Origin of the sequence: Paraburkholderia sp. PGU19 (assembly GCF_013426915.1) — a bacterium.
GTDB lineage: Bacteria > Pseudomonadota > Gammaproteobacteria > Burkholderiales > Burkholderiaceae > Paraburkholderia.
Genome location: NZ_AP023181.1, coordinates 1365864 through 1390444 on the forward strand (window position 1 = coordinate 1365864; position 24581 = coordinate 1390444).

Annotated in this window: 22 protein-coding genes and 3 pseudogenes; 11 read left to right on the forward strand and 14 right to left on the reverse strand. The window is 56.7% G+C overall.

What is annotated here, in order from left to right:
* Positions 1-158: 158 nt before the first annotated feature.
* Positions 159-491: a hypothetical protein gene (locus H1204_RS35830; RefSeq protein ID WP_180733459.1), complete on the forward strand. Its 333-nt coding sequence runs from the start codon at positions 159-161 to the stop codon at positions 489-491.
* Positions 492-1142: 651 nt separating this feature from the next.
* Here the strand turns inward: H1204_RS35830 and H1204_RS35835 are convergent.
* The 3 genes and pseudogenes from H1204_RS35835 to H1204_RS35845 all read right to left on the reverse strand — a co-directional run.
* Positions 1143-1632, reverse strand: a pseudogene (locus H1204_RS35835) (tryptophan--tRNA ligase); the annotation flags it as partial.
* 232 nt (positions 1633-1864) lie between these two features.
* Positions 1865-2878 (reverse strand): DapH/DapD/GlmU-related protein, encoded by a 1014-nt coding sequence (locus tag H1204_RS35840; RefSeq protein ID WP_243468819.1) that lies wholly within the window; start codon positions 2876-2878, stop codon positions 1865-1867.
* A gap of 192 nt (positions 2879-3070) precedes the next feature.
* On the reverse strand, positions 3071-3514 hold the full coding sequence (locus tag H1204_RS35845) for a universal stress protein (RefSeq protein WP_243468820.1): 444 nt from the start codon (positions 3512-3514) through the stop codon (positions 3071-3073).
* Between the two features lie 1095 nt (positions 3515-4609).
* Here H1204_RS35845 and H1204_RS35850 point away from each other — a divergent pair.
* The 8 genes from H1204_RS35850 (at position 4610) to H1204_RS35885 (ending at position 14356) form a co-directional block, all read left to right on the forward strand.
* Positions 4610-4987, forward strand: coding sequence for an Ltp family lipoprotein (locus tag H1204_RS35850; RefSeq protein ID WP_180733461.1), 378 nt, complete (start codon positions 4610-4612; stop codon positions 4985-4987).
* A 559-nt stretch (positions 4988-5546) separates the two neighbouring features.
* On the forward strand, positions 5547-7361 hold the full coding sequence (locus H1204_RS35855; RefSeq protein WP_243468821.1) for a TOPRIM nucleotidyl transferase/hydrolase domain-containing protein: 1815 nt from the start codon (positions 5547-5549) through the stop codon (positions 7359-7361).
* A gap of 16 nt (positions 7362-7377) precedes the next feature.
* Positions 7378-9189, forward strand: a complete 1812-nt coding sequence (locus H1204_RS35860) for an ATP-dependent helicase (protein ID WP_243468822.1) — start codon at positions 7378-7380, stop codon at positions 9187-9189.
* A gap of 348 nt (positions 9190-9537) precedes the next feature.
* Positions 9538-10470 carry an oxygen-dependent coproporphyrinogen oxidase gene (gene hemF, locus H1204_RS35865; protein WP_180733462.1) on the forward strand — a complete coding sequence of 311 codons (933 nt, stop codon included), beginning with the start codon at positions 9538-9540 and terminating at the stop codon, positions 10468-10470.
* A gap of 64 nt (positions 10471-10534) precedes the next feature.
* Complete coding sequence (locus H1204_RS35870) at positions 10535-11623, forward strand: muconate/chloromuconate family cycloisomerase (RefSeq protein ID WP_243468823.1); 1089 nt, start codon at positions 10535-10537, stop codon at positions 11621-11623.
* Positions 11624-11706: 83 nt separating this feature from the next.
* Positions 11707-11985 carry a muconolactone Delta-isomerase gene (gene catC, locus H1204_RS35875; protein WP_180733463.1) on the forward strand — a complete coding sequence of 93 codons (279 nt, stop codon included), beginning with the start codon at positions 11707-11709 and terminating at the stop codon, positions 11983-11985.
* Between the two features lie 17 nt (positions 11986-12002).
* Positions 12003-13205 carry a benzoate/H(+) symporter BenE family transporter gene (locus H1204_RS35880; RefSeq protein WP_274608241.1) on the forward strand — a complete coding sequence of 401 codons (1203 nt, stop codon included), beginning with the start codon at positions 12003-12005 and terminating at the stop codon, positions 13203-13205.
* Positions 13206-13852: 647 nt separating this feature from the next.
* Positions 13853-14356 (forward strand): peroxiredoxin-like family protein, encoded by a 504-nt coding sequence (locus H1204_RS35885; RefSeq protein ID WP_180733464.1) that lies wholly within the window; start codon positions 13853-13855, stop codon positions 14354-14356.
* Positions 14357-14806: 450 nt separating this feature from the next.
* Here H1204_RS35885 and H1204_RS51835 read toward each other — a convergent pair whose 3' ends face one another.
* From H1204_RS51835 to H1204_RS35925, 11 genes and pseudogenes are all read right to left on the reverse strand, one after another.
* The gene (locus H1204_RS51835; protein WP_243468824.1) at positions 14807-15310 is read right to left on the reverse strand and encodes a hypothetical protein; all 504 of its coding nucleotides are present in this window, start codon (positions 15308-15310) and stop codon (positions 14807-14809) included.
* Positions 15286-16332, reverse strand: coding sequence for a hypothetical protein (locus H1204_RS51840; RefSeq protein WP_243468825.1), 1047 nt, complete (start codon positions 16330-16332; stop codon positions 15286-15288). The genes H1204_RS51835 and H1204_RS51840 overlap by 25 nt, the downstream gene beginning before the upstream one ends.
* On the reverse strand, positions 16332-16586 hold the full coding sequence (locus H1204_RS53020; RefSeq protein WP_346015763.1) for a hypothetical protein: 255 nt from the start codon (positions 16584-16586) through the stop codon (positions 16332-16334). Before H1204_RS53020 ends, H1204_RS51840 begins: the two co-directional genes overlap by 1 nt.
* Before the next feature lie 3 nt (positions 16587-16589).
* Positions 16590-16961: a MerR family transcriptional regulator gene (locus H1204_RS53025; RefSeq protein ID WP_346015764.1), complete on the reverse strand. Its 372-nt coding sequence runs from the start codon at positions 16959-16961 to the stop codon at positions 16590-16592.
* A gap of 755 nt (positions 16962-17716) precedes the next feature.
* Positions 17717-17839 (reverse strand): annotated as a pseudogene (locus H1204_RS51845) (LuxR C-terminal-related transcriptional regulator); the annotation flags it as partial.
* Positions 17823-18524, reverse strand: coding sequence for a hypothetical protein (locus H1204_RS35905; protein ID WP_180733466.1), 702 nt, complete (start codon positions 18522-18524; stop codon positions 17823-17825). The pseudogene H1204_RS51845 and the gene H1204_RS35905, both read right to left, overlap by 17 nt.
* Positions 18525-18697: 173 nt before the next feature.
* A complete protein-coding gene (locus tag H1204_RS35910) occupies positions 18698-19198 on the reverse strand; it encodes a hypothetical protein (protein WP_180733467.1) in 501 nt (166 codons plus the stop codon).
* A 208-nt stretch (positions 19199-19406) separates the two neighbouring features.
* Positions 19407-19541 carry a hypothetical protein gene (locus tag H1204_RS52745; protein ID WP_274608242.1) on the reverse strand — a complete coding sequence of 45 codons (135 nt, stop codon included), beginning with the start codon at positions 19539-19541 and terminating at the stop codon, positions 19407-19409.
* A 220-nt stretch (positions 19542-19761) separates the two neighbouring features.
* Complete coding sequence (locus tag H1204_RS35915; protein ID WP_180733468.1) at positions 19762-20034, reverse strand: hypothetical protein; 273 nt, start codon at positions 20032-20034, stop codon at positions 19762-19764.
* 73 nt (positions 20035-20107) lie between these two features.
* A pseudogene (locus H1204_RS35920) lies at positions 20108-20209 on the reverse strand (IS110 family transposase); the annotation flags it as partial.
* A gap of 117 nt (positions 20210-20326) precedes the next feature.
* Positions 20327-20743 (reverse strand): hypothetical protein, encoded by a 417-nt coding sequence (locus tag H1204_RS35925; protein WP_180733469.1) that lies wholly within the window; start codon positions 20741-20743, stop codon positions 20327-20329.
* A gap of 2074 nt (positions 20744-22817) precedes the next feature.
* Here H1204_RS35925 and H1204_RS35930 point away from each other — a divergent pair.
* Together H1204_RS35930 and H1204_RS35935 are read left to right on the forward strand one after the other, a co-directional pair.
* Positions 22818-23840 carry a ParM/StbA family protein gene (locus H1204_RS35930; RefSeq protein WP_180733470.1) on the forward strand — a complete coding sequence of 341 codons (1023 nt, stop codon included), beginning with the start codon at positions 22818-22820 and terminating at the stop codon, positions 23838-23840.
* Positions 23837-24157, forward strand: coding sequence for a hypothetical protein (locus H1204_RS35935; protein WP_180733471.1), 321 nt, complete (start codon positions 23837-23839; stop codon positions 24155-24157). The genes H1204_RS35930 and H1204_RS35935 overlap by 4 nt, the downstream gene beginning before the upstream one ends.
* Positions 24158-24581: the final 424 nt, after the last annotated feature.

The window sequence follows — 24581 nt, forward strand, 5'->3', positions numbered from 1 at the left end:
GACGAGTGGCTTGCGACCGCCTTGCAGTTCAAAACCAAATACTGCCGGATAGTGTGGAAGATGCTCCACAGCAGGCTGAGGTGGTTCGTCCAGTTCGTTCAGGACGGCAAGACGCCGATCTAAGCCGCGTGCTCCACCGGCTCGCGCCCGAGGGATCGGTGGGCGGCATTGATATCGTCCCGTCGAACATCGCGTGGGTCATCGGCGATGATGCGGGTCTGCAGCGATTTGCGCCCGAGGTCGACCGCCCACACGCCGAGATCCGTCGCCTGCGGCGGCACATCGAGCGACAACGCCGCGCGAACAGTCCCGGCAACTATCACCCAGACGGCCGCGCAAAGAAGGGCTGCCGGAACTGGGTGCGCTCGCTTCAACAGCTGCAGACCGAGCGCCGGCTTGCAGAGATGCATCGTTACGAGGCGGACATGCGCACGCACGCGCACGGACGTGACACCAACTTCCTGCTAAGCAAGGCCCGCATGGTGCGATGATGACGTCTCTCCGAAAGCCTTGCGGAAACGATACGGACGCAGCGTCGGCGTCCACGCGCCTGGACACTTCATGAGCGAGCTGACCCGCAAGCCCGAACGCCGGTGGGCAGCGCTAGATCATCGATGTGCGCCCGTTGAAAACCAGCCAGTACGTCCATTCGACTGACACGTTCAGGAAAAAGCCGCTGAGCCGGCGCAGCATGTGTTCGCGATGGTAGAGGTCGCTGCAGTGCGACCGATACAAAGTTCTTCCTCCCCAGCTTACGCGGCGCAACGCGTTCTCGGCATTGGCGGCTGGGAGAAGTGATGACAGCAGGGGCAGACTGCCTTGCGCTCTACAGTGCGTTTCTGACGAGAAGCTCCGAAGGGGAATACACACTAGCCGCCAGTGCTTGAAAAAGCCCGGGATGCGCTTGTATCCTTGCGTGATCAAACCGCAAACGGCTGGCCTGGCCAGCCTACAGTCCGACTTCGCGGGCTGCCTGAGCAGTTAGCCTGAAACTCTTGTCGAGGTGCGACAGCAGCTCGCGCTGCGACCGGCCTGCACTCATCGAATGCGAGGCCGTGCCGACGCTGTTGTTAAAGCGCTCTCACAGGTCATTCGATTGCCCGGCATGGTTCTTGACGCACCGCATTGCTCCGACCGGCAGCCAATTCATTGATCTGCTCGATCATCGGTAGCCGGTCATCGCCCACCGGTACGCGCGTTGCCTTGAACGCTATGATATCCGCCGCCTGACTGATCGAATACGTCAGGAAGCAAGTTGGGAAGTCTCTCTCGAGACCGCGTAGGCGAATTTCCTCCTTGATTCTGGGATTACGCTCAAGACGCGCGACGGTTACGAAGTTGACTGAGACCGCTCCGCCTACTCTGGTACCAGTGACTGAATAAGATGGTGGATTTCGTCGAGTCGATTCCGACGGCAAGATAATCGAATGCTACTTCAATCACATTCGCGGTTATTTTCTGATGCCGGCCGACATTCTCGGTCAAGGCCCGTGTATTCGCGAGAAGCAGGAATTGCCGTGCTTCGTGTTGCGACTGAACCCTGGCACACAAGGAACCGCTAAAGTGGCCGATATGAAGCGGGCCGGTGGTCCGGTCCCCGATCAGGACGGTAGGACGGTTGGTATACGTCATCGACTGCAGCCTTATTTTTTATGGCATCAGCTGGCAGCACAGAAACAAAAATGCCACGCGACCTGGTGGGGTCACATGGAAAAACGGGCCGCCTGATTCAGGCGTGCCACCAACCCCGCAGTTTCAGCGGGATCGATTTCATATCAATGGGCGTTCCGCGCACGATATCGAATGCCTTGCTGCAATAGAAAAGATGAGGAGCAACACGACGAAAGACTTGGGTCGGGAACGACTACCCGCCTTGCGTGACAAGATACGGTTGAGGCGAGAGACGATGAAGCGACGGGTGGAGTGACACCCAACTTCTCGTACTTGCCAACGCCTCGATCCGACCGGTCTGCGAATTTCGCCGATACAAAAGACCGCTTCGGCCACTGAGCTCTATCGCCTTCACGGTTTCGCCCGTAGAAAGACGGACTCGAGTTCCCGCGGTGAGGTACAAACCCGCTTCGACTGCGCAATCGTCCCCGAGGGAGATGCCAATTCCAGCGTTCGCGCCCAATAGGCAACGCTTCCCAATCGTCACCTGGTGCTTGCCACCTCCAGACGTCGTACCCATGATCGACGCTCCTCCGCCTATATCCGATAGCTCACCCACGACGGCGCCGAGGCTGATGCGGCCTTCGATCATGCACGGCCCGGTCGTCCCGGCATTGACACCAACGAATCCTTCTGCCGTGACCGTCGTGCCGCAAGCGAGGTGCGCACCCAAAAGCACACGGTCCGCATCTTCAATCCAGACGCCATCGGGCACGACGTAGTCCGTCATCCGGGGCACTTTAAAGGTGCCGTGAACGTCGAACGGAATACGTTCGGCGCGGCACGAGTGAAGAATATCAAGTGCCTGGCTTGGTTCGCATGGGCCGAGCGTAGTCCAAGCGACATCTGCCATGAGATCCAGAAAGCCTGTCAAATTGGCTTGCCGCGGCTGAATGAGGCGACGGCTGATTAGGTGCAAACGCAGATATACATCGTGGATGTCCACGGGCGACTCCTCAAGGCTTGCAATTGAGGTTTTCACCGCGATCGTTCGCACTGCCCGACGCTCGTCCCATTGACCTGCCCGTCTGGCCCATTTTCCTAAAGATTCCGCAATATACGAATCGGTGAGTTCGGAAGTCGCTGACCCGGCTGCATCGGATCGCAGCGAGACGAATGGATACCAAGTGTCGAGCACGGTGTTCTTGTTGGAGACAGTAGCGAGGCCAAAGCCTTCTGCGCCGGTCGTCAGATAGCGAGATTCCATTTCTACACTCATGACGTTAGCCCATTGCCAGAACACTCAGTGTAAAGGCCGTATTCCAGGCAAGTCGACTTACTTCGGGCCGGCGCCTCGGCGGCCAAGCGGCCAAAGCCGCTCGAGGCAGCTGTGATGCGGATGATCTTGCTCATAACGATTCTTCTAATTAGATGAGAGGGGGTGGCGCCAGGTGGAAATTCAATCCGAGGTGACGGTGACGATCATCGCCCCCTTCAACCTTTCTAACAAGTCGAGATGAAGCGGGCGACCGCCGTACCATCGCGCGAAGCCGGTTTTCGCACGGTGACCGACGACGAGCAGGTCGGAGCTCAATAGTTCACGCATTCGCGATATTACATCTCCAGCGTGGCCAAATGCGATGTGGCCGTGTGCAAAAACGCCATTCATACCTAGCTCATCGATGGCGCTTTTCAAGGCAGACCGCGCGTTCGCTTCCAACTGCAATACCAGGACTTCGCTCAACATGCCCCCAGTCATGGCTCCCGTGCCGATGCAATCGACAACCGTGACGACGTCGACGACGGCCGAGAGCGCTAAAGAAAGTGAGGCACATCGAAGCAAAGCGGACTTTGCTTCGGTTGTTCCATCATAGAACAGTAGTATTCTGGAAGCGTTCGGCATTTATAAATTTGGCGTAGCAAGTCAATGGCGCGTGAACTTTGTCAGTCGTTACGATTGAGTCAATACAAGGCTTGCGCGCAGGGGGTTTCCGCGGGGAAAAAAAATTTCAGAAAAACTGCAGAAATTTCAGAGGGAAGGTGCGAAACCGCTCATCGGAATTGCCCGAATATGGTACGACAGGCATTCGCGAATGGGGCGAAGACCATCGCCGGATGAGCCGGTCCCGCGCAAGTCACCCATACCCGAATGCATCCCGCTTGAAATCCGAGCATTGACAGAATCTTCAGCGCAAGTCCTACGATCCGCCGGTCCGCTCTGCGCGTTCGACTCGATGATTTGCATACTTTTGTCGAGTAGACCGTTGTGAAAATAAAAACGTTGCACGCTGCATCTCGTCCATGCCTTGCTTTCCTCTATGGGTCGCCTATGGTATCCATTTGCCAAGACTCACTGTAGGGCCATGAAATGATTGTTGAACTAGGTCATCTTCGACGCGCGAGAGGTCTGACGCTTGACAAACGCCAGCGCGTGAACCTGACACATCTCGCGCGAGTTCCGTTCTCCCTAATCAATCTCAGACCTCCGCCGCCTATCTCTTAACGCACCTGTGCAGAAGGACGACGCGGTATGGATCGGCGTGTGAGTCGCGCGAGGAGTAGTTGACTCGACGCTCGCGGAACGTGCGACTGTCATGAGATTGAGCGGATATTGAGACAGCTCTGCCAATCTGGTACCCGTGACGGCATAAGAATGGTAGCTGGACAGCTAGAGTCGGGTGAGGCATTAGGAGCGGTGATCACGGCGGGCGACGCGAACGCGGCCGAGTGCCGCCCATCGCGGCCTTGGCAAGGAGTTGGCGCGTATAGAACGGGCATAACGTCCACGGACAATTTCCGAAAAGGAGTCTCCCAAGATGGTGCGTCGCCATGATCAACTCGCAATGCCGCCCAACTTAGACATAGACCTTTAAGTTGAGGTAAGCTTTGCTTCCCTCGCATACAATATTCATCTCATTGCCGGGCGCATCGTTCGCATCCCTTGAGGCAAGGGCTTCGAGGGCGTCAGAGGCACCGCATAGGTTTCGGAGACGTTCAAATGGATTTTTTGAAGGTTGCGATGACTGCCGCTTTGTTTGCTGCTGCACCCACATGGGCCGGGGATTTGACTGGACCTCAGAATAACGCCGTTAGATCAGCAAAGCAGTATCTCAGTATGCAAGGGTTCTCGCGGAACGGACTTATTCAACAACTCTCATCGGATGCCGGGGACGGTTACATGATTGCCGATGCTACGGTAGCCGTGGACAGCCTAAACGTTGATTGGAATCAGCAGGCGGTGAAGTCTGCTCAGCAGTATCTCAGCATGCAAGGCTTCTCGTGCAAAGGCCTCATTCATCAACTTTCCTCAAATGCCGGAGACCGATACACCGTAAGTCAAGCAACCTACGGGGCACGACAGGCGGGCGCTTGCTAAAAGCTATCGAGGAGATTAACCACGGAATGCACGAAAGCGGCATTATTTGAGATGTCCCTTCAAGGTGCCGGATCCCTTAAGGTTCGGTATGGGACCGGCTCGCTCGAGTTAGCCCTTCTAGCGAGCTAATACGGGAGTCTCTTTTGAAAGAGTGGCCACATTGCTCAGGCGTTCTTTCTCAATGATGGTATCAGATGGCTTCCTAAGTAGCTCATTAAGTGAGCCTGTAGCGCGGGACATTTCCATTCGGCTGTTTCTGAGCGATCACTCACAGAAAACACAATCGATATTTTGGCAACGAAATTCGTTACTGCGTAACGAATGCGCTAAGTAGGCCCGGGATCTGCGATCGACTCGCCGGACTGCACCTGGGCCGCATACCAGCGGTCGCTCTCCCGTCGCGACCGCCACGCCCTCGCTACATTTTTAAGTCGGGCCTCCGCCACATCGTGCAATGCACGTCCGAAACGCACCGCGTAATATACGTGCTCTCATAAGTTCATTCCGGGCACCGTCGCAAGTAGCCGCATCACGATATGCATCCCAAACAGATTCCGCCATGCGCATAGCCCGCCTTTTCACCGAAAACTTCCGCGGCATACGACAGGCGACGCTGCTCCTGCCGAAGCACGGAGTCTTAATTGGAGACAACAACACCGCCAAAACAACCGTTCTCGAGGCTCTTGACCTAGCACTTGGACCTGACGGGGTTGATCGGGCGCCATCGATCAGTGAACGTGATTTCTACAACGGCCACTACTTCAATAGGCCGTCGGCGGTCGCGGCTGCGGGTGAAATCGGCGAGCCACCCAGAATTCGGATTGAAGTGGTTATCGTCGACCTTCGTCTTGAGCAGAGAGCCCGCTTTGGACACCACATTGAGTTCTGGAACTCAGCTACAAACAGGCTCTACGACATGCCGAACCCGGCTGGTGCGGATGCCGCGTCGATTACCCGGGCACTACGAGTCACATTTCACGGCTGGTACAAGGAGGAAGAAGACGACTTTGAGGGCAAGACCTATTTTTCGAGCAGCCTTACGGAAGCTGCCACACCGAAGCAGTTTCCCCGGAAGGACAAGCAACTTTGCGGCTTCCTGAATATGCGCACGATCCGAACCGGCTCGCTCGCCCTCAGCCTTGAACGGGGCAGTCTCCTCGACATTATGCTTCGCCTTAAAGAGGTGCGGCCCCAGATGCGGGAAGACACCCTCCGGATCCTTTCAGGGTTGACGGTAGCGAACGATCCCGCATTAGGCGTTTCTCCGGTGCTTGAGACTATGAACACCGCCCGCAATAAATATGTCCCAAAAGAATGGGGCGTGAAACCGCACCTCAGGGTTTCCGATATCACTCTCGAACATCTGCGCAAAGTCGTAACGGCGTTTATCGCCATTAGTGATGGCGAGCGCACTGCCCCTTTCTATCGCCAAGGGACCGGGACGATCAACATGCTCGTGCTCGCCATGCTGTCGCAGATCGCCGAAAGCAGGCAAAACGTCGCCTTTGCGATGGAAGAGTCCAAGACGGCGATACCACCTTATGCACAGAAACGGTTCATCCATAAGGTACGCAAACTCGCGTCGCAAACGCCCTTCACGTCGCATTCACCGTATGTGCTCGACGGGTTCACGCCTGAAGACACCGTGGTTCTCGCGCGTGACGCCAAGGGTGCATTAACGCAGCGCGAGATTGAACTCCCTAAAACTGTGAAGCCGAAGCGTTACAGGAAGGAATTCAGGAGGGTCTTTTGCGAGGGGCTACCCGCTCGCCGCATACTAATCGCCGAAGGACCGACCGAGGCCTCTGCTTTTCCGGTCGCCTATCGACGTCTTGCCGAACTTGATCCCGAAGCTTACTTTTCGCTCGAAGCGTTAGGTATCTGTACCGTGGACGCTTCCGGGGAGAAAAATCTTGCGGGCATGGTGAAGCTTTATCGCGGTCTCGGGAAGCGAACATTCGCCATCTGCGACAAGCAAGACGGCGATAACGAGGCGAAAATTAAACCTCAAGTTGAACTCCTTCTGATGCACAAAGAAGAAGGGTTCGAAAATGTGGTCATCAAGGGTACAACGCGCCCAGCACTAGAACGCTTCTCAAAACAGATCGACTGGCCCCCTCATATCCTGTGGAATTGTCCCGACCTGTCCGCCAATTTGGTCGATGCCCTCGGCCAGTATTTAGTCTGCTCCAAAGGAATCGGCGCAATTGCAGACTTCCTTGCGCAGTGCGATGAAGCGGAGATTCCCGCGTGGATCAAGGAAGCCGCAACGTTGCTAAAGGACACGTGCGTTCTTCCTCCACCGCAAGCCGGATACTTGGCACCGGCAGATGAGCAGGCGCATTCTGAGGCCAATATCGATGCACCTTACTAGAGGCCAACAGGATGTCATGTCTACGGATGGCCACCTGCTGGTGGTTGGCGGGCCGGGCTCAGGCAAGACAACTGTTTCAATCCTGAAAGCCGCAAAGGTCGCGGCAAGCGAACTGGCCGCGGGCCAAAAGATCCTGTTTGTCAGTTTTGCGCGGGCAATTGTCACGGGCGTTGAAGATGCCGTCGAACGCGAACAGAAGATGCCTATAGGCCAGAAGCATCGTATCGACGTCGAGACGTACCATTCATTCTTCTGGCGTATCCTGAAGGCTCATGGGCATCTCATCGGCCTACCAAGACGAATCGATGTTCTCACTCCGCCTGCAGAAGCCATTGCGCTCGCAGACACCCGTGCGCGGTTTCCGGGAAGAAAGCTGACAGAAGGGCAAAAAGAGGCGAAACGCCTCGCCGAAGAGCGAGAGCGCACACGCCTCGCAATGGACGAAGGACGAGTCTGCTTTGATCTGTTTGCAACGTATGCCGGTGACATCCTGTGTGGGAGCGAACGCGTGTCTCGTCTCGTCTCCGATATGTATCCTGTCGTCATCCTTGACGAGTTCCAGGACACAAACAGTGCCCAATGGCGGGTAGTACAGGCGCTGGGCCGGCATTCCCGACTCATGGCACTTGGCGATCCCGAGCAGCGAATCTATGACTGGATCGGCGCTGATTCGGCCCGTCTTGATCAATTCCGAAAAATCTTTAAGCCAGTTAATGTCGACCTGCTGTCCGACAATCATCGCAGCGCTGGTACGGAAATCGGTACATATGGCGACGATCTCCTGATCGGGAAAATCCGCAAAAAAATCTACGAAGGCGTCACAGTCCGGTACTTCGAGCCGTACATGGCCCCAGCTATGGCAATGCTCGCAACAGCTACCTACGCTGCGCAGCAACGCCTCGTAAACCAAGGCACCAAGGATTGGTCAGTGGCAATTCTGGTTCCGACAAACAAGATGACGCGACTTGTCTCAGATGCTCTGCGTCTGCCACCGGCTGGCATGCCCGAGATCTCGCACACCGCGGTAGTCGAGATGGAAGCCACCATTCTTGCGGCAGACGTCATCGCACTACTGATGCAGCCTACCTCAAGTCCCCGTCATTTTGCGCGGTTTATCGAACTACTTAGCCAATATTACCTCGGTAAAGGAGGTGACGAGCCTAGGCACGAAGCCTTCAATGAAGCCGCACGCTTACGCAAGGCATATGAGGAACTGTTTGTCGCGCAGGCTAAAAGCAAAACAATTCGCAAGAACGGCATCATCGTGAACGTTCTGGCAGTGTATGACCAAGTTTGTGCGTTGAAACTGACGGGTGACCCTGACGCTGACTGGCGCGCGGTCAGACACGTATTAGAGGGAGGCGTGTGTAAACGCCTGCGGGAAGTGGCCGACGACGCAAGGGGTATTAGCACACTCCAGCGTGGCACGCAGTTGCATCAGACCCTGTCGCAAGACTGGAGGAACAATGGCGGATACCATAACGCCCTTGAAATCACGAGGAAGGCCTTTATTCGACAGTATTTCTCAACTGACGCAAAGCCCGAGTCGGGCATCATCGTCATGAACATGCACAAGGCCAAGGGAAAGCAGTTCGATGAAGTGATCATCTTCGAAGGATGGCCGGAGAGCCGTAAGGGACTGTCGCCCTTGAATGGCGACAGAATTGTGCGCCTCAATTTATGCGGAAACATTGATGATCAGGCCCGTCAGTCGCTCCGCGTCAGCGTCACGCGCGCGAAGCGCCAGGTAACGATTCTGACGCCGCGAACCGATCCTTGCGTTCTGCTTGCTAGCGGATCCATTGGAGCCGAATCTAAAGCATTTTGAGACGTTCGAGGACTGGCACAAGGGGCGATAGACCGTCGATTTCGAGCTTGCAAGGCGCGCCGGTTCTACTGACCGGCAGAGGGGCGCGCGTTGCATCCCAATGACTTCCGCGCCCGCCCGCCAGCATCCGGGCCATCATGAAGACACTTCGAATGCATGTTGTTGTAGTTGGAGAAGGCAGCGCAGGTCTGCCTGGTACTGCCCTTCGGAGCCTACGCACACATGTCCGCCCCCGAGTCTACACTTGGGTCAGCCATCAGATTTTTGCGCGAACGGCGCATAGCGCCCAATCCGCCTCATTAAGTCTCGACCGCGCCGGCGTTTTGCACCTGCCGCGCCCCACATATCATGACAGATTCGATTGACGACGCTCACGACACCCAGACCGTCCGCGCCTGGATGCAGGACTTGCAGACAAGGATCGCCGACGCGCTCGGTGCATTCGACGGCACGCCGCTCGCCACCGACAGCTGGCAGCGCGCGCCCGACGAGAAGCTGCGCGGCGGCGGCTGCACGCGCATTCTGGAAGACGGTATGTTCTTCGAACGCGCGGGTGTCGGCTACTCGGATGTGCAAGGCGACGCGCTGCCCGGCTCGGCAAGCGAGCTGCGCCCGCAACTCGCGGGACGTGGGTTCGAGGCGATGGGTGTGTCGCTCGTGTTGCATCCGCGCAATCCGTACTGCCCGACCGTTCACATGAACGTGCGGCTGCTCGTCGCGACGAAAGCAGGTGAAGCGCCCGTGTTCTGGTTCGGTGGGGGCATGGATCTGACGCCCTACTACGGGTTCGAGGAAGACGGGCAGCATTTCCACCGCGTCTGCCGCGATGCGCTGCAGCCATACGGCGACCGTCTCTACCCGCGCTTCAAGCGCTGGTGCGACGACTACTTCTTCCTGAAGCATCGCAACGAGCCGCGTGGCATCGGCGGGATATTCTTCGACGATTTCGCGGAGCCGGGCTTCGACAAGTCGTTCGCGATAGTCAAGAGCGTTGGCGATGCGTTCCTGAATGCTTATCTGCCCATCATCGAGATACGCCGCGACACGCCATACGGCGAAGCCCAGCGCGACTTCCAGGCGTACCGGCGCGGCCGCTACGTCGAATTCAACCTCGTGTTCGACCGTGGCACACTGTTCGGGCTGCAAAGCGGGGGGCGTACGGAATCGATCCTGATGTCAATGCCGCCCGTCGTGAACTGGCGCTACAACTGGCACCCGGAGCCGGGCACGCCGGAAGCACGCCTCTATAGTGACTTTCTCGTCCCGCGCGAGTGGGTCTGACACGCCCGGCCGCGCGCTTCCGCTTCCACTGACAGGCAAAAAGGAACTAACCGAACGCGTGCCGATGCCGACCGGCCAGCCATCGCAGAAAGCGGATGTAACGGCGGCCGAACACCGGCTCGCCCTGACACGCGCGGCCGCAGCGTCGCTTACGCTGCCCGGCGTGACAGTCCGCGCCGCAACGGATGAACTCGAGCGCGACGACCGCAGTTACACCGTCGGCATGCTGACCATCGACACATATCTCGCACCTGCACTTGTCGGGGAAGACGCAACGAATGTCAACGGTGCGATGCTAAAGCTCAGCAAGGTCGCCCGAGGAAACCGATTCGCCAAATGCGCAATTGAAACAGCCCTGCTGGATGCTCAAGGCAAGCGCTTGGATGTCCCAGTTTCCACGCTTCTTGGCGGTGCTGTTCGCAAGACACTCCCTGTGCTCTGGACGCTTGCGAGCGGGGATACCCAACGCGACATCGAAGAAGCCGAAATGCTTCTTGCTGATCGTCGCCACAACACTTTCAAGCTCAAGATTGGCCGACGCAGCCTTCGTGATGATGTGGCACACGTATCGAAAATCAAGGCGGCACTTGGCGACCGAGCCAAAGTCACCGTCGACGTGAATCAAGCCTGGAGCGAGTTTGACGCCGCGCTGGGGATTCAGGCGCTCGAAGCCGCAGGCATCGACCTGATTGAGCAACCCACGCCTCGCGACCAGCATGGCGTACTTGCCCGACTTGCAGCACGTTTCATCGTACCGATCATGGCCGACGAAGGTGTTACCGGGCCTGAAGACGCCTTAGAACTTGTGCGCCATGCTTGCGCGGACGTGTTCGCGTTGAAGATCGCAAAGTCCGGTGGAATCTACGGAATGATGCGGACCGCTGCGATCGCGGATGCAGCGGGTGTTTCCCTCTACGGCGGAACGATGCTTGAAAGCAGCATCGGGTCGATTGCATCTGCACACGGATTTTGCGCTCTTCCGCAACTGTCTTGGGGTACCGAGTTGTTTGGGCCACTCCTATTGAAGGATGACATCGCGACTGCGCGCCCGGAATATCGGAACTTCGACCTTCATATGCCGCAAGGAGCGGGGCTCGGGCTCCAAATTGATGAAGAGAAGCTCGCTTTCTACCGTCGCGACAAGCTAGTCTGAGCGAAAGCGCTCAACGCAAACTCAATTACTTCAAACTCCTCCTGCCGCTACAGGCAGGAGCGCCGCATTTATGGAGAAGAACCGTGCTTTATCTCATAAGAATGGACGTACACCTGCCGCACGACATGCCCGTCGCGCAAGCCGATGAAATTACGGCTAGGGAGAAGGAATATTCGCAGGAGCTACAGCGGCAAGGGAAGTGGCAGCAATTGCATCGCATCGTCGGCGAGTACGCGAACTACAGCATCTTCGACGTAGACTCACACGACGAAATGCATTCCATCCTTTCCGGATTGCCGTTGTTTCCCTACATGACGAAGCAAGTGAACGCGCTCGCACGTCATCCGTCCTCCATTCGCTGAAGCTACGAACGGATTCCATGAGAGACATGATTGGTACTTTGGTGTCCACCTCCGCAAAAGGGAGCTGGTCTGTATCGGCGGTTACGGCTGGACTGCTCGCCGTCATCATTTCCTACGCCGGGCCGCTCGCAATATTCTTTCAGGCAGCGCGTACCGTCCATGTCGGCAATGATATCGTCGCATCGTGGGTCTGGTCAATTTCGATTGGCGCCGCCGTCTCCGGAATCGCGCTGAGCTGGTGGCTTAAACAACCGATCGTCACGGCGTGGTCCGCTCCTGGGACTGCACTGCTTGTTGCGCTCTTTCCGGGCATAGCCGTAAGCGACGCAATAGGAGCCTATATAGTCGCTGGCGCCTGTATTTTTGCGCTTGGGATGTCAGGGTTGTTTGACCAGATAGTGAAGCGCATTCCACAAGGGATTGCCTGTGGAATGATGGCTGGCATTCTCTTCCAGTTCGGGACGAACGTATTCAGGTCGGTCGCAGTCAATCCCTGGCTCGCTCTGGGAATGCTCGCGAGCTATATGGTGTTCCGTCGATGGGCTGCCCGCTACTGCCTGATCCTGGTACTAGCTGTCGGCTGCGCTCTCGCTGTGGCACTGGGTTTGACGCATCTAGAATCTGTCAGTCTTCACGTGACCCGCCCAGTGTTCACCATGCCAACCTGGACCTGGCAGTCCACAGTGAGTCTGGCCGTCCCGCTGATTATCGTGAGCTTGACTGGCCAATTCTTGCCTGGCTTCGCTATTTTGCGGGTATCGGGATATCAGACGCCGAGTCGCCCGGTTCTCGTCGGGACGAGCCTGATGTCGATCTTGGTCGCGTGCACCGGTGGCATAACGATTGTCATCGCAGCAATCACCGCAGCCTTGTGCACCGGACCCGAAGCGCATCGTGACCTGGAGCGCCGCTACGTCGCAGGTATCGCGAACGGGCTCTTCTACCTCATAGGGGGCACCTTCGCCGGGACGGTCGTCATGCTGTTTGCAGCGCTCCCTAATTCTTTCGTTGCCGTTCTCGCAGGCCTTGCTTTGCTCGGTGCAATTGCTACGAACATAGTCGGACTAGTGCAAGACGAAGCCCATCGCGAAGCGTCGTTGATCACATTCATCGCCACAGCTTCCAACATGAGCTTTCTGGGTCTCGGTGCAGCGTTCTGGGGTATCGTTCTGGGCGCGACGGCTCATCTGGTTTTGAGAAAAGCGGGCCATAAACGGTAGCCGAACGCACTGAAGAGATTCTGAGACAACTCCGACCAACTGGCGAGACGGACGCTGAGTCGGGCATCGCAGTGGCATTGCTACGACGCCGTTATCGGCCGGGATCGTTAATATCGTCTTGCCTGACAGAACACGCGCAGACTGTCGTCGGTATTGGAGCCGTGGCGGCCATCAATAGGACCGACTACGTCCACGTTTGCTCGGACGAGCAAACTGCATAGCGACAGACACGGGCCTCCGCGCGGAGGTACCAATTACCACGATATTCTTGCAACGTCACATTAGCGCCTTACGGCAGGCAATATCAGGCGGTCGCGGCTTCTCCCTTCCGTTACGCAGTAACCACGCTTATGAGCCAGCATGAACCTGCCTATCCATTAATAGATAATTGTTCCGTTGGTGCGAGTTCTCTCTTCTGATGGAAGTACGGGTTTGATTGTTCGAACGGACGCTTCCTGTTGTTCAGCGGGCTCGCCAACAGTGCAGTACCCTTGAGTCGCCGCGCAAATTCCGCGAGCGTATTTGGGGTTCTTGACACATACCTGGTCGCCCGTCTGGGGAATGCCTGGAGGCCGAGCGGCCTTGGCTTCGATGCCCAAACTTTTGCGTCAACGGGTGTGAACGATCTGTAGGAAAGGAGTTGCGCCATGCTTGTCCCCCGTCGAACGGCACCCGCACTTGTCGTTGATACCGTGAACCACGGTTCGTTCGATCTAGCCTCAAAGAGGCCGGGGCGAATGACATTGATCTATTTTTATCGAGGCCTTCATTGCGGGATCTGCGCGCCGCACCTTAAGGAACTGGAACGCCTGACTCCCCAATTCGTTGAACGAGGGGTCACGACGATTGCCGTCAGTTCCGATACCAAAGCTCGCGCGCGAGGAATGCAGAAAAAGATATCGGCTAACAACTTGCGAATCGGCTACGGACTTCCGCTAACCGAAGCTCGAAAATGGGGGCTGTTTATCTCGACATCTCATAGCGAGTCATCCATTGGAATCGAAGAGCTTGAAATCTTCTTTGAGTCTGGCCTCTTTCTGGTGCGTGCTGACCGGACAATCTACTATCTTTCCGTTCAGTCGATGCCTTTCTTGCGCCCCAATTTCGAGGATCTTCTGCACGCTCTCGATTTCGCGATTGAACAAGATTAACCGGCATGCAGCGAATACGTCGGCGTGCTATGACCATGACCTTTAAAGCAGATTTGTGACGCTTTGAGCGTTCATCGCCAAGCGAGTCTGACGCTTAAGCGTATCGAACGTCCGCTTGAACGAATCCGAAGGCCGATGTGCTCGGCGTTTTTGTGATCTTGCCGCCTGCACGCACCACTAGTTGACGCATCTCGCTGTAGGTCCGCCTCGTGCATTCGCCCCGCCCTCTCTCCTTCAAAAAAACGAGAGCCGCAGACCAGCCGTTAGCGGTCGGTCCGCGGGTACCGTCTCAGTATCGCATCATGATTGCCTTTCCATCGACACAATAGTCAGTGCTCCTTGACATTCTCGACGCGCACTTTGACCGCTAACTTAATGGTGCACAAATCTGCACATGCAGATTTGGGGCGCAGGGGTAACGGTGGTCCCTGCTGAGGGGGCGCGGCGTTATCACCGCAGCCAGTGGTGACTGCACTCCCGCGCGGTAAGCCGCGCCGGGTGGCGCCAGCGCTCGCGCACCACACCTCTGTACGCTGCATGAACGCTACGCCAGGCAGTCACACACGAATCTCCGCTTTTCCTTGCAGGTAGCTCGACGGCGTGATGACCACCCCGCACCGCAACACGGACAGCCGTGCCAGTGCGTGATAGACGTTCAGTCAACTTCTGCCCGCGTCGGGCGATCACGCCCGCTGCGGCAGCATGCACACTCCAGCCTCGTCGCGCTGCGTATTTCATCGCAGCGATGGCCGACATATGGGCCGGGTCAATCAGGATCAGTTCGACACCTGTCCGGAAGCACTTCGCTTCAAGCAGTTGCCGGTATTTTGCGTAGAGCAGCCCCGAAAGCATCCGTGCGCCCTTCGGGCTGAGCAGCGCCGTCGCTTTCTTTTTCGCTGCGGAATCGAGGTCCTCAGCGACGATAGGTTTCAGTTCGTCTTTCGCCCACGCCACCGCCGCCGCCAGCGCAGCACAGCCTCACGCTGGCCCGAGGCGGCATCTTCACGAAGCAACGCGAAGCGCTTCGTGCGTAGCAAGTTACCAAACGGATCCGCCTCGGTGACGGCTAGGTGATCAACGTTGCAATCCAGTCCGACCACGCCGTGCTGCACGTCGGGTGTCACCCTTCGGGCAAGGGCGTGGTCGAACGACACGAAGGCCCGCCAGTGACGTCCGTCCCAGTGCAGACGACAGGTGAGCGCGACATTCGCGGCTAATACCTCGTTCGGTGCCACACGGTCGTGATTGAATGTCACGTTGCTAATGATGAGGTATTTCCGCTCGAACTTCTTACGTAGGCAGTCCGGCACGCGAATCTCGAGTTGGTAACGATTGTCGCCGATGCGACTAGGCTGGTACAGCTGATTACCTCCGGTCTCGTCCTTCGAGCCACCAAAGAAGACCTGATACGAACGACGGTCCCGCCAGACGCTCAGCCACGCGTCATGGTTTCGGAGCCCGGCCTTTGCGAGGTCATGGTGCTGGGCAAACAGCTTGCGTGTGCCAAAGCAGATGCCGGGCAAATTGGCAGCGAGCCGGCGCTCGAGTCTGGCACGCTTCGCCTGCAAGCGCGTCAGCGCCAGGCCATTGCGATATGTGGTGTGGCGAAGCTTTGCCTCGCGTTGCGGATTCATGCGCGGCCGATCGGCCGCAATCTCGCCAAGACGTGCCCGCCGTGTGTCGAGCTGGCGCTGCTGGTCACGTATTGCCTTGAGCAGGTCCTTGCGTTCCGAAACCAGCAGCTCACGTGTGCCATCGAGCAGCCCCTGCAGGTTAATCGCTATCGCATTGAACATGCGCGCGAAAATGCCGTGCTGCCGGCAGAATGCCGTCTTCTGCGACTTCGCCTTGCCGCCGTTTGCTGCGATGCGCGCGTACAGCTTGCGCTTCATTGTGCCGTAAAGCGCCGTCATCGCATCGAGCGTTTGCTCGTCATGCGATGGCAGGTTCAAGCGTGTCTGCGTCGTCGACTGCATCAGGCCGCCAGCGCCCGCAAGTTCTTGCGACTGCGTGATCGGTACAGCCGCGAGGAAAAGACAGTCAGGATCTCGACAAGGTCTTCCGTCAGCTGCTGCTCGCGGCTGGCATCCGGTGCGGTATCCAGAATCACGACCTCGACGCCAAAGAATTCGCAGATTCGAAACAGCAACCCGCTACCGAAACGCAGCAGCCGGTCTTTGGTGACTAGAACAAGCCGGGCGACGCGTCCGCGAAGGATCTCGAGCAGCAATCGCTATCGCCCTTTTTTGCGGTATGGTAGTTCAGGCCGCTTCCCAGGACCGAAATGACTCGACATCTGTAAACCCAGCCTCGACGCCTGCGTCTCCAACTGCCCAGCCAGGTCGTGTGAAGAAACACGAGCGTAGCAGATCGTCTTGCCGTTTGCGACACGCTCAGCCCCAACGACGGTCTGCACAGTGTCATGTCGATAACGTCGATGCCCACCGATAGTCCAGCAGACCGGCAGCAATAATCCCAGCCGGGGCCAGCGTCGCAGTGTACCCACCGCCACACCCAGTACCGTCGCAGTCTCGCCAATCGATAACAGTCGCATAAGATATCTCCCGTGATATCTCGTAAAGCGACCATGCTTAAACATGGTCATGTTTAAGCGCACTTGACAGTTACTGCTCGAAACCCTTGGTCACAACAAGAGGCTGCATTGCGCGAGTTTTCCTTCCCTATTCCGGCGGCGACACACACATACAGCTCGCGCGCCGCCGCGTTCTCGGGGACGTCTGATTTCGCGCCTATTGAACGCAAACATGGCATAGATCGACGGTCCGAAGATAAACATTTCTATTAAGCCACGGCACGAAAACGTATTCATCGTAAGCGTTTGAGCCAATGAAAATCCAATGATGCAAAGAGCAAGACATAGAAATATCCTCGATTTAGCTGTACATCGCAATCGATTGAAAAATAGGAAATAAATCGTTAAAATGCGCTCGAAAACCTCCTCCATTGAAAACTGATATCTATGCGTGACCCACGGCTTAATATTAGACAGAGGCGCGAAAAAATCCATTATCCATAGGAGGTTTCACACACCACATAAGAGTCTGCTCAATATACTTAAGTATCGCAAACGAGCCGAGGATGCTTGCTCTGTATCAGAGTCAATGACAAAACACTTCGCGCAAGAAAGCGCAACCAAGCCACCGATGCAGTACGGTGATAGGATTCGCCCAGCGCAATCTCTGTGGCGTCGCGCCGAGCCGAGTGAATGCTTGGCGCTAGCTCTCTCGAATAGCCCGGTCGCTACTAACTTATTAGCGACGGGTTGTTAATGATTTGATGGCCGCCGTCTGCGATCGCATAATTTTCTTGATTTGAAGCGACATCTTTCAAATACACCTCCATTCTAACCAGCTCGGCGGCCGATTTTGCTTTCTTTTTTTTCATCAAATGCGACCGGTCTGTCTTGATGGTTATTTCGCTGAGACAAAATTCCGAAGCGATCTGCTTATTCAGCAATCCCTGCGCCTTGATAGCCATCTACGGCGTCGTCGAACCGGCCCAGTTCTTTGAGAGCGACGGCGCGGTTAAAGTGCAGCACCGCATCATCCAGAAAGTGAACGAATGCCTCGTCGAATAGAAGAAGTGCATCGTTACAGCGCGCCTCGAGTTCGCGTAGAAGCGCACCGAGGTCCACGTACGCCGCATAGTAAGGTAGCGGCGATATCTCGATTGCCTTCCGACAAGCCTGCTCTGCTCCATTGCGGTCCGACGTTCCGAGCTGTTCGCCCGGGTTGTACCATTCCTCTGCGTGTCGTTCGCCATTGTGACGAGCAGGTGCCAGTGTCGAGGAACACCACGTTGCCCTGATCTCAGCGACTTTGAAGTCCGGCAAGAGTTGGCCGGTGACTGCGTCCCACTGCGACGGCCCCATCCGCACTGCGACGTCGTTGCCGACGGCCGAAACGCGGATACCTGTCAGCGGCAACTCATCGGGCAATGCCTCTCTGGGTCTTGAGAGCGCCGCAATAATCTTACGCGGCGGTATTCGCGCTGTCCGCAACTGCAACGCTGTGCGAAGAAGAACGGCATCTCGGAGGGTGAAGCGATACGCATTTCGCGGCCCGCGCGTTGGGGTTACGAGTCCCGCTGCAACGAGACCCGAGAGCACGCTGCGCGATACGCCAAGCAAGCCTTGCAGCTCGCGCATCTGTAGGCGCCTGATCGTCAATGCCAACGACTGGGAAGTCGCCTAATATGCTGCCCCTTCACGTTAGCGTCCAACGGAACCGCTGTGCATCAGCGATGCGACGAGAAAGTCTGAGCAGTTGATTCCTCAGCGAATGAGTCGTCCGGGGCGAACCTGTCCGGGCGCGGCGTTGATCAGGGAATCGGAAGCGCGTCTTGTACGTCGGTGGGCGTCACGTTTTCTTGCTCCGGAATCTTCTCATCGTTCTCGCACATAACGAACGACCCGATATCCTTGAGTTTCAGTGGGCGACATTGACGGCAAACAACAGCGAGGTAATCCACGCTGACTACCTGGACCTCGAACATGCCCCGACGAACTGTTTCATCTTCCACGTAGGTGAGATGAAATTCAGTCATGTCAACGGGACCACCACATTTTCCACAGATCTCGACGGGTTCAAGGCCCGGCCGACGGATCGGCACATTTTCTCGCGCCATCACATCAGTTCTGCGCGCGGTCAAACATTCCAACGAACAGTAACACTCCAGCCCGTATGTACCTTCTATTTCGACTTCCGGAAGTGAATATTCAAAATGGACGCGGTCCCATTCGCGGGAGCTGCTGAAAGCGCGCGATTTGAATCTTCTGTCGCAAGTAAAGCACTCGTACTCGTCATTTGGAATCGAACTCATCGAACCCTCCGTAGTCCGACGCGGTAATAGCCCAGCCTAGATGAAAAGCGGGAGGCGTTCCAGCGCTTCGGCGGTATGGCAACATACTGTGAGGCTAAACCGAATCAATCGCACGGGTCGCTGTCAATCTTGCGATCCCATGCGTTTTGCCGCGGTGGTTAAGACTTTGCACAGCGGATCTGAATTCAAGTTTGCTGTTATATCGGACTTAACAAAGCAGGCGCGTGCTCGCGCGTAACAGCGCGAAGCGAAGCTCGGTGACGGTCTCTTCGCACTCGCGATTCGGCGCGGCAGCAGTCGCGTTCGGCTTTGCGCCGTTCAGACTCGTACGCAATGCTTCCATGAGGTCTACGACCTGCCTTACTCCGTCCGTAGCTTCAGCCAGTTTTTCGCCACGATCTTCTTACCTTCGGTCTTCTTGTCGATCGCAGCGAGAATGCGTTGCTTCTCCTCGTCGACATAGGGAAGTCGGATCGTATTGATCTTCTGCGTCCTGGTCGATAATTTGCAAATCAAACACCGATGACGATGTATCGTCGGAATCGCACCGACGTGGCGTGCCGTCAGCCCCCTGGTTCACTGCCGCCGGGATCTGCAAGCCGTTGAGCAGCGAGTTGTTGCCGGTCACTTTCACGCCCCGAATCGCTGCCGCGCAAAACCGGTCTTATCAAGGCCGCGCGCATGCGCTCGATGATGGCTTCGCCGGCCTGATCGCCTTCGACGCCCCTCCATCGCACACAGGCCGTAGCGCCAGATTTGACAACATCTTGACCGCTCATGCAATCCACTTCCCGCAGTTCTCTCCAGATTACCCCGGCCTCTTCGTACTCGATCACCCGGTACTCCCCGTACGATTTGAGCTCTCCCGAAGTCTCGACGGGATCCGAAGAGGGATCACCGGACCTTGCAGCGGTTGATCGGCCTGTTCACGATCTCGCCTGTTTCCTGATCAACGTAATGCACCTGGAAAACCAGCTTGGCGATGTCTACACCCACTGCCATACTGTTCATCGTGGATCCTCCGGTTGCCGGGAAATGCGTGCATTTTCCTTCTTGGGCACTTCGATGCCGTTGGCCCGTGAGGATCCACCTCCTTCATCTGCTCTCACGGTTTCGGGTGGGACGCGTTCATTTCATTCTCGATAAGCGCGGTTCGCCATTCGGGAGTCTCTTACTTTGCCTCGCGAGCATGGACATGACAACCCGGAACGCCCGGATTTGCTCATAAACGTAAGCGACGCCGTTCGCCAGTTCTGGGCCGAGCTTGCCAATGCTTTCCGCATTCGCCTCGAAAATAGGACTTCCCGGTGCGGGCATTTCACGTAGCGATAATTCCCCGCCTGTTTTGGCTCGCCCATGAAGAAGGGTAAGCATGTTCTTTAGAAGCGGTATCGCCTCTCCATGCGATTTTAGTTCACCGGCAAGTGCGCCCGCGAGCGCTTGGCTATCCCGAAAGCGTTTGTAGTCTTCGGCAAAGAAATTATTGAAATATCCGCCGGCAAGTACACCGGCAAAGCCGATGACCGTCGCGCTAACGTCTGCCATAGGTTTCCTCTTCGCTAAGGATGGTCTACGGCTAAGCGATGTGCCAAGCCACGAGCGGCCAGTCGTCCTGAAACGTTTGCGTGTGTTTGATCTTCACCCGGCCGGTCCCGGCGAGATCGCGGCGCCTGTCAAGCAACACTCATCGGCGTTTCATCTGTTACAGCCGAGCGCGGGCGACGGCACAGCTAATCCTGCATTTGTGCACCGGATAAACCCCGGTGCTTGAACATTCAAACCGATTGCGAAGGCAAGTCATGCAGCTTGCCAGATCAGTCACCCGTCTCGCGCAATCCAGACACGCCTCGCCAAAGCGCCTGTGAGCCAAACGGCACGCTCGCTGATCCGCGATGCTCAGGTTAGCGACGACCGGTCGGTGCGGTTATCGGGAATACGGCTGTGTCAGGGTCCATTCCAATCCGTTTTGATTCGCCCAGGTCTATGCCGGACAAGGGTTTCATGGATTTCCACTGCTCCTAGTTCTGCGCAATCGACTGTACTAAACGCAACGATCGAGTTGGACACTTTCAGCGGATGTTTGCCACATGTCCGACTATCACCGACGAGTGGACCGCGGAGCACAGGAGTTCATGCCAGTGGCCGAGCGGCCGGAGTTAAAGAAGCGAGCTGGTCGACACCGCGTTGAGTTGACACTCCTGGTATTGCCCAACTAGGCGGTCATCACCCCAGCTCCTCCCTCCGGCTGCCATCCGCCATCTGCCGGCTGTCGTCTGCCGGACAAGCCGTGCTCCAGCGGTCGTGTCACGCCCGCCGGTGCCGACGTGATGCTAGGATCTATCGAGCAAAGTGCCACTAAAGTGATACCTGGATCAGTAAAGTGCAAAAAATCCCTTCGCCGAGACAACCAAGTACAACCTATGTGCCACATATGTTCAATGCACTCGCCAGGCTCCGCGGCCGTAGTGATGCGGCCGTAGTCAAGCTGGTCTCAACAGCGCATACAAAACGTCATTCAACATCGCTGATATAGATATACTTCCAGCCAGAGAAAACGGCTGTGTCAGGGATACACGACCGCACGTAAATCGTCGGAATCTCAATACCTAAGGGCCCGAGCGAGATGCCGCCCAGCGCGACCGTCAGCCTTATACGCAACGCCGTGCGCGTGACTACCATCTCAACAGAGGTCTTCCCTTCTTCACGCCGTAATCACGCCGACCACAAACGCGATTCGTCCCGTTCATGTCGGAAATTTTTCGTACTAGAACGTACTCTTTAGCGTGGAAGATTTCTGTTGCACGCCCAGATCACATCGGGTAATCTTCCCCCTGAACTGAGAGGCCGCAGAGCGGCATAGGTTGATCAACAGATCGACCACCCGGATGCAGGAGCACGACGAGTGCTCATATGAAGCCGAAATGTTTAGGTCAAGTTGTTCGATCTGGGCATTGACCGTGCAACGGCACTCCGTCACCGGGTGCGACTCATCGGAGTGCGCGTACGGGCCACCGACGAGCATCCTGTCCGCGTATGAATGATTCATACGTTTCGGGCGACTTTCCCTGAAATCCAAATCCCAACGTAACGCAAACGTCTCGCTGGTGTGGCCACTTCAACCACGAGACCGCCAGATAAGCCGAGCCAGGCCTCAGGCCTAACCGCGCATCAGCAAGCTTCGACGCGATGCATCCTCTCTGCGGATCGCGCTCGTCGCTCCGCTGCCTAAATGCAGCGAATAAAAATTCCCATTCGCAATTCAATCGACTTTAAGGCGTCGCGCGTTGGCCGCGCGCGCGACGCCCTCCGTAAATTGCATGACCGCGGCAAGTCGTTTCCTTGAGGGGACACGCACGGCATCATGCCGGCTATCTTTCATGCAGTGAATCGCCTGATTCTGTTCGCTCAGGCAATGGAGCTTTACCGGTATTACGCTCAATCGGCTGCGATTCGCCGGTTGAGTGGCAACATGCGAGACACGTAAGGAGAACCTAAGTATACCTTAGCGAATATTCCGGACGCCGCTTGCATCGGCGCAAGACAAGCTCGCGGGGAGTACACCTCCACCATGAACTCTCCGCAACCAACCTGATTTTCAACGATGACAGGAGCGCAACTCATGTTTAACGAACCCACCTTTGGGATTCAAAAGCCGGTAGCTGTCGGGGTCGATGTCGGTTACTCCTCGACCAAGTACGCATTCATGCGCGATGGAGAAGTCTCAACCGGGAGCTTTCCGTCTATTAGCGTTCGCTCGCCGCAGACCGCGTTGACGGCTGGCATGGAGGGAATCGGAGTGCGCGAGGCTGATCTCAGAATCGACCTTGAGGGAGGCGAGACCTTTATGGTCGATACGTTGGATAGCGAAGTTGTCTCGACCAGCACGACCCGCAGCGAAAACGACGACTTCGCGACGACCGAAGAGTACCGCACCCTGGTCCTGGCCGCACTCGTCAAGTGTGGCTTCAGGAATATCGACCTGCTGACGTTGGGTCTCCCATTTCACACGTTCCACGCCTATGCGCCGCTGCTGATCAAGAAATTTCGCGGTGTTCACAGCTTTGGACATGGCACATTCACGATCAACGATGTCGCGGTTCTCCCTCAGCCACTCGGCTCGTACGCGTATTTGCGAGCGACAGCCCCGGACGCATTTGTGAACGGGACATCGTGCGCGGTCATTGACTCGGGCTGGGGTACGACGGACACGTTCGTATCTTCGGCCAGCTTTAAAATCGACCGTCAGCGCTGCGGCGGTTTGCCAGGAGGCGCAGCCCTTGTTCTTCGCGAAATTGCATCGCGACTGCAAGCTAACTTCAAAGGGCGCTTCACCAATATTGACCGGATCGACCGTGCGATAGCTCAAGGCACCCCCCTCTATCACAACGGCGAGCAGATCGACCTCAAGCCGTATTTGCAGGACGCCCTTCACGTCACGATCCCGGTTTGCCGGTCGGTTCTTACCACGCTCCGGACGACCGAGGATCTCACCGTATTCGCTGCGGGAGGCGCGGGGCACTACTACCTCTCTACTCTGCGCGACGTACTTGGGTGTAAGGTCAAGCTTCTGGATCAACCCCGTTTTACAAACGCCGTCGGTTTTCTACTGGCAGGGCAATCGGCGTGCAAGGCGCGCTCATGAAATCGCACAAAATTCAGGTCACGATAAATTCGGCCGGCCAGCCCAAACTGACCGACCGTCTTGACCGTGAGCCGTCCCCACGGCGGCGCGCAGATCTCATCAAACATCTCGCCGAGCTCGGGGCCATGCTCGAGAGTATCGGGCTCACTAACATCCTGGGCAGCACAACCCCCCGGTCAGACAGCACCAATATGAGAATAGTGCCGTCTCTCGAAAGCAAACCCATCAAAGGAGAACTGGGAGACGACTTCTTCACCAACGCTCTGGCCGACTACATGCCGGGCTCATCCCGGACCTCTGAAGAAGAACCGTCCTAGGGACTGTTCTCACAAATTCGCATCTTCACGGAATTGCAGCGCAACCAGATCGTTCGTATCTGGAACAAGGCGGTTTCGATGGATGGCAGCGAGGGAAGAAAACGGACCTCAAGCAATCGGAAATTCACGACGTGGATGGACCGCCAAGATTCACATTGTTACCGCGGATGCTCGAACAACAATAGTGTCCGCACTCTCTCCGGTCAGGCGGATAATGGACCACAAGGGCGAGCCCTGTTGCAAAGCCTTGTGCGGTCCGATCGGTGGCTGCCCCCGCTTATGGAGAAGGTAAATGAAGGCGACAAGACGCGACAACTCGCGCCTCGCCCCCGGCTTCATCCCTGTTGTTCCACCCAACAACCAACCTTTTTGAACCATGGGAATTCGACCGCGAGATGCACAAGCGCAGACTCGAAGTCGAACG